Here is a 15,949-nt window from a genome sequence, read left to right on the forward strand (position 1 = left end):
TTACATCCAGGCTTCTCTCGAAACTTCAACGCGATACAACGCATAGTTGATGTATCGCTGTGCTTCAGCACTCGTTACCGGAAAGGATAAATCACCGCCTGCGGTATGAAACGTGTAATTATATAGATCACGCTTTTTGTACCACACCGGTTGACTAACGGTTACAGATTGTAGCTTGAATAGTTCTATAATTTCAGTTTTCTGATTCCATACGCCTTTCCGAAGAATTACAAATTCAGGTGTTATTTCTAGCGCCAGGGCCTTGTACCAATAATACTGATACGGAATGATTAGCATCCCAAAAATGATAAAGAGAATGCTGAGAATTTCAGTCATATAATTAGGAACCAAAAATGAAGCGACCAATGCGGTCAAAAGAAGCGGCAAACCTGCTATGATGAGCAAACGCACATATAAAATGAATGCCGGTTTAAATATACGGCCGGGACGCATTTGATGACTGAACAAAAAGCGTTTTACTTTTTCTACCTGAGCTCGCTCTAACCCCGGAATCGTAATTTTAGCTTTATTGAGATCATCCTGACTACTGGCAATTGCAATTTGTGCCTCGTTGAGATTCAACCTTTTTTGAATAGGGTTAGTAACCACACGCATCAATTGCACTCTTCGCGGTTTTAAACTCACCTTAGTATTGGTTTTAAGACCCATTGCCAATTCTAAGCTCTCTTTGGTCTGTTTAAGATTGAGATCAAAATATTTGATAAAAATCTCAATACATGAGATGAGCATTCCTAAAATAAAAACGCCGACAAATACTAAGGCAGTAAGTAGAAAAAGTTCAATAGGCTTACTGTAAGCGTCAAAATAGCCCTTTATTCCTTCTGTATATTGATCATCTTGCAGCAACTCAAAATCTCCCAATTGTTGGTATAAAGACCCCACAAAAAGTAAAATGAGCCAAACCCCTCTAAAATAATTACTGGTGATGCCCAACTTCAATAAGGCTAGAGGACTTAATCGGTGCGTCCAGAGTGCTTCTGGCTGTTTACTAGCTGTATTCTCAGGTTGTGATTCATTTGGTTCACTAGCTTCAGAAGTGCCGATTTCTTCCTTAACAGCCTGCATCAGTATCTGCTGCAACTCCTTACCATCTTCATCAGACAAGGCTTTAATATCAATTTCCTGAGCGCTGCTTCCTGCGGAATCCACAACGACACTATTTACGCCAATCACACGCTGCAATAAAGAACGTTTAAAATAAACCTGCTGAATCTTAGAAAATGGTATCGAAGTAACTTTTGTCGCAAACACACCTTGCTCTAGAATGAATTCAGCATTCTTATAATCAATATAAAACCGAAACTTTTTATACGATAAAACGCTATATCCTAAAATGGCCAGAAGCAATACAACCAACCCTATACTTATGGGCAGCACAACTTCTGAAGGAAAGCCTTTAATGAGGAAATACAGAAATGCAGCACCAAAAGCACGCAAAAATTTATAAGCCTGAGATAAAAAAATAAAAAGAATCCCGAGCTTTGATTGCAATTGTGGAGTCTCGAACGGCTTAGACATCGGCTTCGGTTAGATGTTGAGCCACTTTATCTTTAAGGCGTGCCGCCATATCGGGATTTAATCCGGGAATATTGATATCACTTCCTGATCCACCAGCTGTAAAAATGTTCAGATTAGCGATTTTGAAAGCCTTGTCTAAAACACCCGCAGAGGTTGAAATATGCTGAATTCTATTAAATGGAATAAGCGTAATCTTTTCAAAGATCACTCCGCGCCGAAACGCTATATCGTGTTCTCGCAGCGCATAGCCTATCTGTTTTTGCAATAAGAACTGATAACCTGCCATCAGCATAAACACGAAAGTCACCCCAATAAATAAAGCGGGAATTAAATACTTTACGTCAGAAACCGTACGCAAAAGTAGGACACCAACAATCAAGACTATATAAAACAAACCTATAACGAGTAAGGCTTTATAAAGTCTAGCTTTTAAAGTGGGCGTATAAACTAGCTGTTGATGATCAGGTAAGGCATCTAGGTCTACCGGGGCATTTGTAAACTTATATTCCATTGAGAAGTTTTTGACTGCGTTCTTTTAAAAATACTAGAACGTGATCAATTTTTCTGCTATGGAATCCATTTTTTATCAAAATTGGGTTTTCTTTTTTCTAAAAATGCGTTTCTACCCTCTTTGGCCTCTTCGGTCATATACGCTAATCGTGTGGCTTCACCTGCAAAAACTTGCTGTCCAACCATTCCGTCATCCGTTAAGTTCATAGCAAATTTGAGCATCTTTATTGATGTTGGTGATTTTGCTAAAATCTCTTGAGCCCACTCGTAAGCAGTTGCTTCTAATTCGTCGTGCGGAATTACAGCATTGACCATTCCCATTTCAAAAGCCTCCTGCGCTGAGTAATTTCGACCTAAAAAGAAAATTTCACGCGCTTTTTTCTGCCCTACCATTTTAGCTAAATAAGCAGAGCCATAACCTCCGTCAAAACTAGTAACATCAGCATCTGTCTGTTTAAAGATCGCGTGTTCTTTACTCGCCAAAGTAAGATCGCAAACTACGTGTAAACTGTGACCTCCTCCTACTGCCCAACCGGGAACCACTGCAATTACTGCCTTAGGCATAAAACGAATTAAACGCTGTACATCAAGAATATTCAGACGATGATACCCATCTTCGCCTACATAGCCTTGATCGCCACGCGCCCTCTGATCACCCCCGCTACAAAAACTATAAACACCATCTTTAGGCGACGGTCCTTCCGCAGAAAGCAATATCACACCTACTGATGTATCTTCTTGAGCGATGTGAAAAGCATCTAATAATTCTGACGTTGTTTTGGGTCTGAATGCGTTGCGTACTTCGGGCCTGTTGAAAGCGATACGGGCTACTCCGTTTGCTTTTTTAAACGTAATATCTTGATATTCTTTAACCGTTTCCCAGTGAGGTTCTTGCATAATATTTTGCTATTTATATGGACTTGGAGTTGTCATATTTCGCCTAGATTGTATTTAAATACTAAGGCTAAGCGTCTTTGTTGGTCAACTCGATACCTTGATCTGTAATTTTAATTTGTCGGTCTTTATATAAGGCGCCGATGGCCTTTTTAAATAACTTTTTGCTGATACCGAAGTACGCGTTGATATCTTCAGGCGAACTCTTATCGTGTATGGGCAAACTACCTCCGTTTGCTTTGAGTTCGTCGTAAATAAACTGCGCATTAGGCTCTATACTCTTGTAGCCTTCAGGCTGAAGCAATACATCGATCTTTTTATCTTCTCGCACACGCTTAATGTATCCCGGGAGCCGGTCACCTACCCGAATGTCTTCAAAAATAGTATCCTTATGAATCAAGCCTTGATGGCGCTCGTTAATAATCACATGCGCCCCGTGTTCTGAAAAGTGCGAGATGATCAAGTCAACTTTATCGTGCTTCTGAACAGTGACTTCAGTATTGTCTAAGAATTTATTGAATTTGGATGACCCCACTAACCTATTCGTACGCTCATCTAAATACATATAAACCAAATACCAATTACCTTCGTGCATAGGCGTCACTTGGTTAGAAAAAGGCACAAACAACTCTTTATCTAATCCCCAATCTACAAAAGCACCTATCTTAGTCACCGAAGTACATTCTAAATAGGCAAAACCATTTTTTTCAATATAGGGTTTAAGCGTGGTCGCTACCGGTCGCTCCTCATTATCGAGGTAGACAAAAACTTCAATCTCATCTTCTAATGCGAAACCTTCGGGAGCATATTTACCGGGTAATAACACCTCATTTTCTTCTTCATCCCTCAAATATAAACCGGGACTTACGTCACGATCAATTATCATTTTATGGTATTCTCCCAGTTCAAGCATAGTTGTTTTTTAAGACTTCAAAAATAACAAAAATCGAAGGATTAGTTTTAACGAAATGCGCTCCTTTATATTTAAAATTAGCTCAGATCGAAGCATAAAAAAACCGCTTTATAGAAGCGGTTTCAATATTATTAGAAGTTGAGATTAACTGTAAACCTCTTCTTTACCAAAATGCTTTGTAAGTAAATAATACACAACAGCTCTATACTTGTTGCGATTAGATTTCCCGTAATCTTCTAAAACTTTATGTAATCCTTCCATCAAAGCCGGACCATCTTCAAGACCTAACTTTTTGATCAAGAAATTTTTCTTTACCGTTTCAAGTTCTGATTCGCTTCCGGCAGAAACCGTAGCAGAATCCTTATTGTAAATTGAAGGGCCACAACCAATAGTCACTTTAGTTAGCAGGTCCATATCTGCATCGTGTCCCATTTTTTCTTTTAGATCGGTCGCGTACTTTGCGATCATTTCATCTCTTTTACTCATAAGATATTCTGTTAATTAAGGTTTTAAATTTTAGCTCCTTAAATATACATAAAAATCAAAATTTCTTATCTATTTATCTCAAGTACTTAAAATACCCTAACAAAACCTGATCATTCTCGATACGCGGAGTTTTAATTTCAAGTAAGCACGGGCGGTCGTTTTCGGCGTAGAATGCAACTTGAGCTTCAGCTAACTCACCTTCATTTTCAGCTGAAAAATAGGCTAACCCATACATCTTGCATAAATGCGAAGCATCTAGATTATGAACCGTTTCAAAATAGGTTTCAAAGGCTTGAGAAGTTTTATCCCCGGGTAAAATCCTAAAAATCCCACCCCCGGAATTATTCACGACAATAATCTTAAAATCTTTTGGGAGGTGAGCATTCCAAAGGGCATTGCTGTCATAAAAAAAACTCAGATCACCTGTAATAAGTGTGGTGGGCATAGCACTTCCTACAGCAGCACCTACCGCCGTAGATGTACTGCCGTCAATACCACTGGTTCCACGATTACAAAAAACCTTTAGAGTTTTATCTATATCAAAAAGCTGCACATAGCGCACAGTTGAGCTATTACCTAACTGCAATTGGCTGCCGGAACGCAGTCGAGAAAGAATGCGATCAAAAGCTTTAAAATCGCACCAACCCATATCTTGTATATATTCTTGATGTTTTAGATCTCGCTGGGTTCTTACCGCAAGCCACTCCTTCTGATAATCACTGGAAACAGTTGAAGTTTGAGGTAAAAATTGATTCCAGAAATAATTTACAGGAACTTTAAAATGTTTATTCAGACAGAAAAACGTGTCATACGCTTTTTTAGGGTCAATGTGCCAATGCTGATCAGGTTGATATTCTCTCAAAAAGGCCTTGATCTTCTTTGAGATGATCATTCCGCCGATGGTTACCAGTAATTCCGGCTGAAGGTTTTTAAATCCGTTATCGTCTAGCGAACCAATTATATTATCAATTCTTGTAAAAAAATTGGGATGATGCAGATTAGAGGTCGTTTCGGTAAAAACCAAGACACTAGGATCATCTCCTAAAGTATCAAGAAATTGCTGTTCAATCGTATTGGGTTGCAGCACGCCCACGATGACCAGCTTTCGCTTTGCGCTATTCCATTTCTTAACAAACGGCTGTAAATAGGCCTCCGTCAACTCCATCGATTTTACCGGTTCTTCCACAATTATTGGATTTACCAGTTTTTCTTCGGTGGTATTGTAAAGCGGCTCGTAAAAAGGCACATTAATATGTACCGGACCTTGACCGCTTAGCGCTTCGTTTAAAGCTTTATTGATCTCTTGCTGGTTATGCTTAGTGGCTTCCCGCTGTTTCTGAATGAGTTTGGGATCGGTCAACGTGCTATCTGGCACATATTCAGAATATAAATTTGCCGAATACAAAATGTGATTTTCAAACACATTACGCTGCCTAATGGTTTGCCCATCGCCTATATCAATACGCTCAATTGGCCTATCTGCCGAAATTACCACCAAAGGAATATCGCTGTAAAAAGCCTCAGAAATCGCCGGATAATAGTTTAAAACCGCGCTGCCTGACGAACAAACTAACGCCACGGGCTTTTGAATTTGTTGGGCAATTCCCAATGCAAAAAACGCTGCTGATCGTTCATCGACCACGCTATAGGTTTTCATTTCAGGATGATGCGTAAAACCGATTGTTAACGGGGCATTTCGCGATCCTGGGGAGATTACAATGTGGTTGATTCCTTTTTCTAAACAAAGCAAAACCACAGATTGAGCGACGGGGATACTAGAATATTTCATTGGAATTCAAAAATACGACAAAGGCCAAATCTTAGAGAATACTGGCAATAGTTTGTGCTTTATTAACAGTTTCTTGCCACTCTTGCTTGGCGTCAGAGCCCGCGGTTATACCGCCGCCAACATAAAGCGATGCCATTTGAGGTTTAAATTGCATACACCTCAAATTCACATATAGTTCTGAAGTTTTCTTTACGGTTTTGTAGGCCAGATTCTCAACGTTTCTACGGGTTCGGCGTTTAGAATGATCCTGCAACTGATTGATCTCACCTAAGAAACCTGTGTAAAACGCACGATCATAACTTTCTTGCTCATTAATGAACGACTTGGCAAGATCACGTGGCAATCCACAAACCGCAGGTGTGGGATGCAACGCATTTAGCAAAGCTTTAAGTGGATTTTCAGTAGGTGCTAAATTCCCGGTAATTTTAGTTCGTAAATGCAAGAGTCCACCGGCTCTGTACGTTTCCCTATCGTGAACTCTAAAGGCCTTAAAATCAAAGCCTGCTAGTTTACTCGTAATTTCCTCGGTTACCATTTGCTGCTCTTCTTGCTCCTTTAAACCCCAATCCACATCTGTGGATCCAGAATAAGACTGAGTTCCTGCAAGTGCCATAGTTTCTAGACGTTGACCTTTTAATGCTAATAAGGTTTCCGGAGTTGCACCTAGCCACGTGCCTACCTCAGGATGATGCCATAAATAGGTAAATGCCGTTGGATATTTTTGATTGAGTCTAAAAAATAGCGGTATCGGCGACGAGGCTTCAATTGAAATGTTTTGCTTTCGCGAAAGCACAACTTTCTTCAAGTCTGAATCAGTGATTGTTTCAATCGCTTTTTCAACTAATGCAATATGCTGATCAGCATCCTTGGTTTCAATAGTTTTTTCAACTGAATTGAATTCGACAGCAGCGCTTGAAACTATAATCTCGGTGGGCTTACCTTTAATTAGAATTCCGGGCTGATTGCTATCAAACGGAGCAAACACAAAACCTTCTTCTTCATAGGTCGAAGTGGTATGTAGCTTCTTATCCTCTTGAAAGATAACCTGAAGCGCAGCAGCACCAGGTTTGCTGTAAATAACAAAAGGCAATTGCTTTTTAAAATGATTTTCTAATTGAGATGCTAATTCTTCCTGAGACATTCTTACTTTTTTGGTAAAGCAATCGTAGTTAGCTTGACTAAGGATATTAGGTCACCTGCGGTATTGGTAATCTTTATTTGCCAAAGCTGAGTGGTACGCCCTTTATGCAAATAGGTCGCTTTTGCAAACACATCACCTTCAGAAATACTTTTTACATGGTTTGCAGAAATCTCAATTCCTCTTATAAAAACTTTTTCAACGTCAAGAAACATCATACTTGCTGCACTCCCTACACTTTCAGCCAGAGCGACTGATGCACCGCCGTGCAACACGCCATCCGGTTGATGCACTTTTGAAGTGACCGGCATTCTTGCGGTAAGAAAATCCTCACCAATATCAGTAAACTCTATCTGAAGCGTTTCCATCAATGTGTTTTTGCAAATCGCGTTGCAACGTTTAAGCGCTTCTTCTTTATTATCCTGAAACATATCTATTTGTTTATCCTTCCTTTGCAATACCTTAAGCAATACGTTTTATAAAAAACTTGCTCAATGCTATTAAAACCAAGCAAAAAAACTAAAATTAAACTCTTTACAAACCAGTATTTGCTCTTGTAAAACAAATACTATTAAGAGTAATTATCCCTTAAACTTTTCTTACTTTCTCACTGAGTAAAGATACTTAAAGCAAAATGATGAACGAAGAAAAAAGCGTTAGCTACACCACAACAAACACCTACCAGACCTTGAATACTTTAAATGATCAAACCAAGAATATTTGGATTGTTTGTCACGGTCTGGGCCATTTGAGCACCTTTTTTATAAAGCATTTTGAAAGTTTAGCTCCGGACCCAAACTATATAATAGCGCCTCAAGCCCCAAGCAAATATTACCAGGATAAAAGTTATAAATATATAGGTGCCTCGTGGTTAACTCGAGAAAATACTGAAATAGAGATTGAGAACGTGTTGAACTATTTAGATCAGGTATATAATAAAGAATTGAGCAGCGTAGATCTCCAAAAGTATACTGTAGTATTGATGGGTTTCTCACAAGGCGTTTCTGTAATAACCCGTTGGCTTGCGCACAGAGAAATCTCTTGTGATGTTCTAATACTGCATTCGGGAAAAATACCTGCTGATGTGAAGCATATTGCGAATCAACCTAAACGTGTCTTTTCTATTTATGGCAACGAAGATCCATTAATCAGTAAAGAAGCGTTACGCCAACAGCAGCAGTTAGCAAAGTCTTTATTTAACGCCTCTATGGAAGAAGTGATCTTTGATGGCACTCATGTAGTTCACGAAGCCAGTCTTCAGCAAATTGCTAATACAGTATTGAACACGTTGTAATCAAATCGGTTTCATTCTAGATCTACCAAAGCGACTAAAGCAATAGATTCATTTAATATCCTAGTATTTAAAGTATTACAACGCACTTTACAAAATCTATTTTTGTGTATTTCAACGAATTAATTTGTTTTTAACGGAATTAAATCGCTATCTTAGAAGAAGATAACACAAAGAGTCCCTTACTCAATTCTGAAATTCGAGCTGGTATTACTTGTCGAGTTAGTTTGTTGTTTGTTTATATATTAGTTTTTAGTTGGTAGAGAGTCTGATTTTAAATAAGTCAGACTCTTTTCATTTGGACAAACTACTACCAACAGCATAAATACTTGATTTAAGTAAGAATTAACTTACTTTAAAATAAGTTACAACTAGATTTTGTCCTTAAAAGTACCACAAAACCAGCTTGCAACCCATCAATAAATTGTATAAAACCACTAATTTTTAATTGTACAAAACAACTATTTGGATAAAATCGGTATTTAATCGTGTATTTCAACGAATATAATTGCATTTAAAGGTTTAACTACACTATATTTACGTCGTTAAACCAATTAATCAACCCATATGAAATCAATTTTTACTCTTTTCGCAGTAGCATTTCTAAGCTTAACAGCTTTTGCAGAGGTTTCTAATACTCAGAAACAAGCTTTGATTGATTTATATAATGCCACTAACGGTTCTGAATGGAATACTACATGGGATCTTAGCGCTGATGTTGCTACTTGGCACGGGGTACGCGTTGTAAATAACAACGTAGTTGGTCTTAACTTAAGTATGAATAACCTCAACGGTCAATTGCCAGAGACCTTAGGAGATCTTGACAGTCTGGTGACTTTAGAGTTATTCTTCAATAGAATCCAAGGTGAGATTCCTACTTCTATAGGAAATTTGAAAAACCTTAAAGTTCTTGTTCTTAACGGAAATATGCTTGACGGTAAATTACCTAAGACTATTTACAACTTAACCAAGCTAGAGCAACTAATGTTGACTAGCAATAACTTAAGTGGAAGCATTTCAAATGAGGTAAGCAATCTTAAAAATCTAGAAATCTTAAATCTTTTCGACAATAACTTAAATGGAAATCTTCCTCTAGCAGTTTTAAAACTGGAAAATCTTAAAGAATTAAATCTATCTAACAATCAATTAGCAGGTACGGTACCAGCAGGTATTAAGAATATGAAAAACCTTAAGACTTTAGCTCTTGCTGCTAATAATTTTGAAAACTATAATGAGGGTGTAGCATTTAATGAAGATTTGAATACTACAAATCCTTTAGCATCAAACGAATAATTTATTCCCCAAATCATAATAAATTAGTTTTAAGTTGGTAAAAGGTCTGTGCTTCGGTGCAGACCTTTTTGTTTGTATTTGCTCGCAAAGAATAAGGAGCTTTCCTTAATGCAGTAAAACGATCCTATTACAGGACTTTTATGTATCCCAATAGATCATAAATAATTCTTTGGGAATAGTACCTTAAACCACACCAAATCATTCTTCAGCATAATAATATTTTCGCTTCTCAAACGCTATGATTCTTTATTCTGAAAGGTGTTCTAAAGTTATACTGATACAGCGAATTGCAATAATTAAGATTGTTTAAAAACCTATGCTACTCCAATTGTAATCGTAGATAAATTAGTTTTGAGGAACTTGCATTCTTCTTGGCTTAACTACAAACGGCGTAAACCAGTCCCAAGTTAACCCAATAGAAAACCGTGGATAACTATCTACAAAGCGATAATTATAATCGTCAAAACCAAAGCTAAAGCGCGCCATAATTCCCAGATCACCATCCCAAGGATAAAGGGTCGCACTAGTTTCTGATCTATATAATTCTGCTGAAGGGTGTACGTCAGGATGCAAAAATACACGTTGCGACAGGCTATAACGCATCTTTTTAAAATGTGCGGTAAATTCGTACCAGGCCTCGATTTGATGCCTGCCATAAATATCAATATCTTCAGGGTTATATCCACCAAATTGAAACACTCCCAAAAATCGATTGTGATAAATCTGATAAGCCATTGTAAAGGAGTGAGATTGTAAGGGGTAGTTATCCTTATCAAATGTATTAATGCGGTAGTTCAAAGACAGCCGTGTAAGGTTAGTAGAAAAATTACCGGAAGATCGATTTAAAATCTCTGAGAGATTGGTATCATCTGTAATATCATCGTAAAGCGCCCTACTCTCCGGAGTATTATCTTCAAAATCTTCGCTAAAAGCTGATTTGCTCTGTCCGTTTGAGTAATGACCTGTTTCGATCGCAGCGGTAAGAAAATTATTGTTTTCCGTTTTAATAATAGATTGCCATCCAATAAAAGCTTTATACGACGGCGTTTTTACCGGTTTTGAATTTTCATCATAAATACGCAGGTGCGGTTGAATACTCAAATAAACCGCATCACCCGCCACAATGGTATCTCTGTTAAGCGCTTCACGTATATCATTATAGATGCTGTAATAAACCACAGGTTTGGCTTCAAGTAAAATACGTTCGTACGGGTTATTTCCGGTTCCTGCCGCTAAAAATGGACGTTCAGCTATAGGAAAATAGTCTTTGAAACCTTTAGCAGACTTACTGTTTTGTGCACTTAAGAGTTGAAATGATACTATGCTGAAAAAAATACTGAACTGAAGTAGACGTTGATTCATAAGCTTAGGGGTTAAATAACACGAACTTGTATCAAGTTAAAAGTTGTAAAATTGCAAAGAACCATTATATTACGGGTTCTGTTTAAGAATATTTTGAGTTTTGGCTCAAATATTGAAACACCGTATACTGAACAGCGTCCTTAAGACGCATAACTAGAATAAATGAACATCGTTAATTCCCCAAAAATGAAATTTAAACACCTCGCCTTCCTCCTAGTTTTTTTTATTGCAACTACACTTAGCGCACAAGGAACTGTTGCACATATTAATATGGAAGAAGTGATTAATCTAATGCCGCAAACTTCTGAAGCCGAAGCAGAGCTTAATCGCTTAAGACAAGCGTATCAACGTGACTTTGAGACTTCGTATAGAGAGTATCAGGCAAAGTTTGTGAAATATGAGGATGAAGCTTCTACTCTTTCTCCTGCGGAAAATGAAAAACGCAAAAGCGATCTCGAACTTATTGAGCGTAATCTGGCGCAAACGCAACAGAATATTGAAAAACAAATCGCCGAAAAACGCAAACTATTATTTGAACCGGTAAAACAACAAGCAAGAGAGCTCGTGACTAAAGTAGCCGATAATCTTGGTTTTCTCTACGTACTAGATTCTTCTAAAGATGCTGGTCTTGTTATGGCAAAAGGAAAAGACCTTATGCCGGAGGTTAAGCGTACTTTAGGGATGTAAAATGTACTCACAACGCTAAGCAATTCTGCAGTTATTCTTAAAAGCAGGTCCTTTACAGAGACAAGACTTAAAAATTAATACCCATAACACCAATAAAAAACCCCGATGCAAATGCATCGGGGTTTTTAGTATTTAACAACCAAGCTGGTTGGTTTCTCTCTAATTATGAAGGCTTATTTAACCTCTTCAAAATCTACGTCTTCTACGTCACTTCCAGAAGCTCCTTCAGCGTTACCACCGCCTGCTTGACCTGCATCAGGTCCAGGTTGTGCTCCACCTTGTGCCTCAGCTTGAGCTTTGTAGATTTCTTCAGAAGCAGACTTCCAGATCTCATTTAAGTTATCTAAAGCCGGCTGCACTTTTTCTACCTCACCAGTAGCGTGCGCTTTTTTCAATTCTTCTAAAGCACCTTCGATTTTGGTCTTATTATCAGCAGATAATTTATCACCAGATTCTTTCAATAGTTTTTCAGTTTGGAAAACCATTTGATCTGCTTCATTCAATTTATCTACTTTCTCTTTAGCCTTTTTATCTGCTTCTGCATTTGCTTCAGCTTCAGACTTCATCTTTTGAATTTCTTCTTCTGTTAAACCTGAAGAAGCTTCAATTCTGATATCTTGTTTCTTACCAGTCGCCTTATCCTCTGCACTTACTTTGATGATACCGTTAGCATCAATATCAAACGTAACTTCAATTTGAGGAGTACCACGCTGTGCTGGTGGAATACCGTCTAAGTGGAAACGACCAATTGTTTTGTTGTCATTTGCCATAGGACGCTCACCTTGCAGTACGTGAATTTCAACACTTGGTTGATTATCAGCTGCAGTTGAGAATACCTGAGACTTCTTCGTTGGGATCGTAGTGTTTGCTTCGATCAACTTAGTCATCACACCACCCATAGTTTCAATACCTAAAGAAAGTGGTGTTACATCAAGTAACAATACATCTTTTACATCACCAGTTAATACACCACCTTGAATTGCTGCACCTACTGCTACAACCTCATCAGGGTTTACTCCTTTACTTGGCTTCTTGTTAAAGAATTTTTCAACAGCTTCTTGAACCGCTGGGATACGTGTAGAACCACCTACAAGAATGATCTCATCGATATCGCTCTTAGAAAGACCTGCTGCTTTAAGCGCAGACTCACAAGGCTCAATAGTTCTTTTTACTAGATCGTCAATCAACTGCTCAAACTTAGAACGGGTAAGCGTACGTACCAAGTGTTTTGGTCCACTTGCGGTAGCCGTTACATAAGGCAAGTTAATTTCAGTTTGATTTGAAGAAGAAAGCTCGATTTTTGCTTTTTCAGCAGCTTCTTTTAAACGTTGAAGTGCCATTGGATCCTTACGAAGGTCCATATCTTCTTCCGCCTTAAATTCTTCAGCTAACCAGTTGATGATTTTGCTATCTACATCATCACCACCTAAATGTGTGTCACCATCAGTAGCAAGTACTTCAAATACACCATCACCTAATTCTAGAATAGAAACGTCATGTGTACCACCACCAAAGTCAAATACTACAATTTTTTGATCACTGTCTTTTTTATCAAGACCGTAAGCAAGTGCTGCAGAAGTTGGTTCGTTGATGATACGCTCTACTTTAAGACCTGCGATCTCACCAGCTTCTTTAGTTGCTTGACGCTGAGAATCGTTAAAGTAAGCAGGTACAGTAATTACCGCTCCGGTCACTTCTTGTCCTAAATAATCTTCAGCAGTTTTCTTCATTTTTTGAAGAATCATCGCTGAAAGTTCTTGTGGAGTATATAAACGACCATCGATGTCCACACGTGGAGTGTCGTTATCTCCTTTTACCACTTGGTAAGCAGAAGCATCAACCTCTTTAGAAGACTCGCTAAATTTATTCCCCATAAAACGCTTGATAGAAGAAATCGTTTTGGTTGGGTTAGTTACTGCTTGTCTTTTTGCAGGATCTCCTACTTTAATCTCTCCTCCTTCTACAAATGCTATTACAGAAGGAGTAGTTCTTTTACCCTCTGCATTAGGTATAACCACCGGCTCGTTACCTTCCATCACGGCAACACAAGAGTTAGTTGTACCTAAATCAATTCCTATGATTTTACTCATTATATATAATTTTAAGTGTTATTAAATTTTATTCAGCCTGTTAAAGTCAATCTTTATGCCAGTAGAAATTTGCTGACAAGCTGTCATAAATTTAATTTTCATCTTTTAGAATTCAGACAACAACGCACAAAGGGTCGCTGCTCTAGTGTCAATTTTGTAGGTTTTAAGCCAACTCTTCAAAGACACGTGCTGCAGCTTCCGCACCGGGATCGGGAATTCCTTCCAAAGAGTTTTCCGATAAATAAGAAGATCTACCAAATTTAGTTTGCGTAATTTCTTTGGTCTTATCAGCGCCCTTTCGGGCTGCACGAGCAGCTTCGGTAATGCTTTTATCTTCAGCCAGTGCTTCAAAAGCAGGTTGCAACGCATCAATCATCGTTCGCTGCCCTTCTTCGGCCCCGCCAAACTCTTTCATTTTATTAAGTCCTTCTAACAAAGATTTTCCTAAATGTTGTGATTCTTTATAAGCGTTTCCGGCTCTGGTAAATAGAATAGAAAGTAATACTCCGCTTGAACCTCCGGTTTCCCGAGCTAAAATGCGGCCTATAGTAATAAGCAACTCTGAATAATCCGCTAGCGGAAGTTTATCTAGTACTTCTTGAAGCTTCTTTGCTCCTGTGGCAAAAGTTGATCCGGCATCACCATCCCCTACTTTTTCATCAATAGCATTGAGTTCATCTTTTGATTCAATCAGCATCATAGTTATGGCATTAATAGCTTTGGAAACCTCACTATTGCTAGAAGCTTTATAAGGAAGCGTCTTAGGCAACTCCGGACTTTCAACCGAAGATTTTTCGGCGTACGTTCTGATCATCCAGGCAGCCGGCTGTGCTTTTGCAGTTAGTGCTTCGGTAATCTCATCATCTAATTGCAGCACCGAAATAGAAACACCATTCATATTAAGTGAGGTCATTAATTGCGCCGGCCCAACCAAAAGTTTCACATTTTTAGCAAGCTCACTTTTACTAATGCCATTAAGCAGAATGCTCATCTCTAAAGGAGTGACACTTCCTAAATTATTAAGCAATAAGGCATACTCCTGCTCCTCATGAGGTAAAAATTGTGTTAGCTTCTTCAACATTTTCTCCACCAGCACATCTGCATTTTGAATACTAATTTTTTCGACTCCGGGTTCGCCGTGAATCCCGAGTCCTAATTCAGCCTCAGAATCTTCTAAACGCGAAGCTTCGGGATGTTCAAACTTTTTTCCTTCTTCTAAGGATAAACCTATAGAACACGTCTGGCTGGCTACTTTTTGAGCCATTGCAGCAACTTCTTCAAGATCTTTTCCGGCTTCTGCCAAATATCCTGCGACTTTATGCACAAATAGTGTCCCGGCAAGGCCACGCTGCTCAACATCTTCACCAAGTGCGATATCGTCGCCCACAATCACGGTTTCTACTTTATATCCCATTTCACGAGCTTGCTCTGCTGCCAGACCAAAATTGAGTCGGTCGCCCGTATAATTTTTAATCACAAGTAAACAGCCTTGATCTCCGGTTGTAGCCACGATCGCAGATAACACCGCATCCACAGACGGAGACGCAAAAATGTCGCCGCATACTGCAGCGGTAAGCATTCCCTCACCTACAAATCCGGCGTGGGCCGGTTCGTGACCACTTCCACCTCCTGAGATCACAGATACTTTATTGGCATCGATCTCCTTTCTAAGCACGACCCGCACCTCAGGAAAATTATCAAGTTTAGTAAGTTTAGGGTCAGTCAATATCCCCTCGATCGCTTCATTGACGACATTTTGGGGTTCATTTATAAAAAATTTCATGAGTGTAATTTGAATAATTTGCAGCTTCAAATTACAATTTAGCGCAGCCTTACACTCTTAAAGCTTCCTTATAAAAATGTTTAAATTTCAATTGACATAGCGCTCCACCGAGATCTACTGCAACCTAAATTTTGTCATTTACTCCTATTGATACTCTAAATAAATTTGGTAAAA

Annotated in this window: 14 protein-coding genes; 3 read left to right on the forward strand and 11 right to left on the reverse strand. The window is 38.6% G+C overall.

What is annotated here, in order from left to right; translation table 11 throughout:
* The 8 genes from BUA96_RS00800 to BUA96_RS00835 all read right to left on the reverse strand — a co-directional run bounded on the left by BUA96_RS00800 (position 1) and on the right by BUA96_RS00835 (position 7,700).
* Positions 1-1,539 (reverse strand): PH domain-containing protein, encoded by a 1,539-nt coding sequence (locus tag BUA96_RS00800; RefSeq protein WP_072979339.1) that lies wholly within the window; start codon positions 1,537-1,539, stop codon positions 1-3.
* Positions 1,532-2,050 carry a PH domain-containing protein gene (locus BUA96_RS00805; protein ID WP_072979341.1) on the reverse strand — a complete coding sequence of 173 codons (519 nt, stop codon included), beginning with the start codon at positions 2,048-2,050 and terminating at the stop codon, positions 1,532-1,534. Before BUA96_RS00805 ends, BUA96_RS00800 begins: the two co-directional genes overlap by 8 nt.
* A gap of 56 nt (positions 2,051-2,106) precedes the next feature.
* On the reverse strand, positions 2,107-2,946 hold the full coding sequence (locus tag BUA96_RS00810) for a 1,4-dihydroxy-2-naphthoyl-CoA synthase (RefSeq protein ID WP_072979343.1): 840 nt from the start codon (positions 2,944-2,946) through the stop codon (positions 2,107-2,109).
* 67 nt (positions 2,947-3,013) lie between these two features.
* Entirely contained in the window at positions 3,014-3,856 is an 843-nt protein-coding gene (locus tag BUA96_RS00815; RefSeq protein ID WP_072979345.1) for a CvfB family protein, read from the reverse strand.
* Between the two features lie 144 nt (positions 3,857-4,000).
* Positions 4,001-4,342 carry a DUF2853 family protein gene (locus BUA96_RS00820; RefSeq protein ID WP_072979347.1) on the reverse strand — a complete coding sequence of 114 codons (342 nt, stop codon included), beginning with the start codon at positions 4,340-4,342 and terminating at the stop codon, positions 4,001-4,003.
* A 73-nt stretch (positions 4,343-4,415) separates the two neighbouring features.
* Entirely contained in the window at positions 4,416-6,131 is a 1,716-nt protein-coding gene (gene menD, locus BUA96_RS00825; RefSeq protein WP_072979349.1) for a 2-succinyl-5-enolpyruvyl-6-hydroxy-3-cyclohexene-1-carboxylic-acid synthase, read from the reverse strand.
* Positions 6,132-6,162: 31 nt separating this feature from the next.
* The gene (locus BUA96_RS00830) at positions 6,163-7,272 is read right to left on the reverse strand and encodes a chorismate-binding protein (protein ID WP_072979351.1); all 1,110 of its coding nucleotides are present in this window, start codon (positions 7,270-7,272) and stop codon (positions 6,163-6,165) included.
* A 2-nt stretch (positions 7,273-7,274) separates the two neighbouring features.
* Entirely contained in the window at positions 7,275-7,700 is a 426-nt protein-coding gene (locus tag BUA96_RS00835) for a PaaI family thioesterase (protein WP_072979353.1), read from the reverse strand.
* Positions 7,701-7,903: 203 nt separating this feature from the next.
* Between BUA96_RS00835 and BUA96_RS00840 the strand changes: the two genes are divergently transcribed.
* Both BUA96_RS00840 and BUA96_RS00845 read left to right on the forward strand, forming a co-directional pair.
* Positions 7,904-8,563 carry an alpha/beta hydrolase gene (locus tag BUA96_RS00840; RefSeq protein ID WP_233430590.1) on the forward strand — a complete coding sequence of 220 codons (660 nt, stop codon included), beginning with the start codon at positions 7,904-7,906 and terminating at the stop codon, positions 8,561-8,563.
* 564 nt (positions 8,564-9,127) lie between these two features.
* Entirely contained in the window at positions 9,128-9,853 is a 726-nt protein-coding gene (locus tag BUA96_RS00845) for a leucine-rich repeat domain-containing protein (protein WP_072979357.1), read from the forward strand.
* A 345-nt stretch (positions 9,854-10,198) separates the two neighbouring features.
* Here BUA96_RS00845 and BUA96_RS00850 read toward each other — a convergent pair whose 3' ends face one another.
* Entirely contained in the window at positions 10,199-11,215 is a 1,017-nt protein-coding gene (locus BUA96_RS00850) for a hypothetical protein (protein ID WP_072979359.1), read from the reverse strand.
* A 186-nt stretch (positions 11,216-11,401) separates the two neighbouring features.
* On the opposite strand from BUA96_RS00850, the gene BUA96_RS00855 reads away from it, so the two are divergent.
* Positions 11,402-11,902, forward strand: a complete 501-nt coding sequence (locus BUA96_RS00855; RefSeq protein WP_072979361.1) for an OmpH/Skp family outer membrane protein — start codon at positions 11,402-11,404, stop codon at positions 11,900-11,902.
* A 173-nt stretch (positions 11,903-12,075) separates the two neighbouring features.
* Here BUA96_RS00855 and dnaK read toward each other — a convergent pair whose 3' ends face one another.
* A complete protein-coding gene (gene dnaK / locus BUA96_RS00860) occupies positions 12,076-13,992 on the reverse strand; it encodes a molecular chaperone DnaK (protein WP_072979363.1) in 1,917 nt (638 codons plus the stop codon).
* A gap of 163 nt (positions 13,993-14,155) precedes the next feature.
* On the reverse strand, positions 14,156-15,775 hold the full coding sequence (locus tag BUA96_RS00865; RefSeq protein ID WP_072979365.1) for a dihydroxyacetone kinase subunit DhaK: 1,620 nt from the start codon (positions 15,773-15,775) through the stop codon (positions 14,156-14,158).
* Between the last annotated feature and the right edge of the window lie 174 nt (positions 15,776-15,949).

Origin of the sequence: Leeuwenhoekiella palythoae (genome assembly GCF_900130045.1) — a bacterium.
Taxonomy (GTDB): Bacteria; Bacteroidota; Bacteroidia; order Flavobacteriales; family Flavobacteriaceae; genus Leeuwenhoekiella; species Leeuwenhoekiella palythoae.

Excerpts from the sequence above, each read along its gene's own strand:
- BUA96_RS00800 (WP_072979339.1), bottom strand. The coding sequence starts at position 1,539 with ATGTCTAAGCCGTTCGAGACTCCACAATTGCAATCAAAGCTCGGGATT.
- BUA96_RS00805 (WP_072979341.1), bottom strand. The coding sequence starts at position 2,050 with ATGGAATATAAGTTTACAAATGCCCCGGTAGACCTAGATGCCTTACCT.
- BUA96_RS00810 (WP_072979343.1), bottom strand. The coding sequence starts at position 2,946 with ATGCAAGAACCTCACTGGGAAACGGTTAAAGAATATCAAGATATTACG.
- BUA96_RS00815 (WP_072979345.1), bottom strand. The coding sequence starts at position 3,856 with ATGCTTGAACTGGGAGAATACCATAAAATGATAATTGATCGTGACGTA.
- BUA96_RS00820 (WP_072979347.1), bottom strand. The coding sequence starts at position 4,342 with ATGAGTAAAAGAGATGAAATGATCGCAAAGTACGCGACCGATCTAAAA.
- menD (WP_072979349.1), bottom strand. The coding sequence starts at position 6,131 with ATGAAATATTCTAGTATCCCCGTCGCTCAATCTGTGGTTTTGCTTTGT.
- BUA96_RS00830 (WP_072979351.1), bottom strand. The coding sequence starts at position 7,272 with ATGTCTCAGGAAGAATTAGCATCTCAATTAGAAAATCATTTTAAAAAG.
- BUA96_RS00835 (WP_072979353.1), bottom strand. The coding sequence starts at position 7,700 with ATGTTTCAGGATAATAAAGAAGAAGCGCTTAAACGTTGCAACGCGATT.
- BUA96_RS00840 (WP_233430590.1), top strand. The coding sequence starts at position 7,904 with ATGATGAACGAAGAAAAAAGCGTTAGCTACACCACAACAAACACCTAC.
- BUA96_RS00845 (WP_072979357.1), top strand. The coding sequence starts at position 9,128 with ATGAAATCAATTTTTACTCTTTTCGCAGTAGCATTTCTAAGCTTAACA.
- BUA96_RS00850 (WP_072979359.1), bottom strand. The coding sequence starts at position 11,215 with ATGAATCAACGTCTACTTCAGTTCAGTATTTTTTTCAGCATAGTATCA.
- BUA96_RS00855 (WP_072979361.1), top strand. The coding sequence starts at position 11,402 with ATGAAATTTAAACACCTCGCCTTCCTCCTAGTTTTTTTTATTGCAACT.
- dnaK (WP_072979363.1), bottom strand. The coding sequence starts at position 13,992 with ATGAGTAAAATCATAGGAATTGATTTAGGTACAACTAACTCTTGTGTT.
- BUA96_RS00865 (WP_072979365.1), bottom strand. The coding sequence starts at position 15,775 with ATGAAATTTTTTATAAATGAACCCCAAAATGTCGTCAATGAAGCGATC.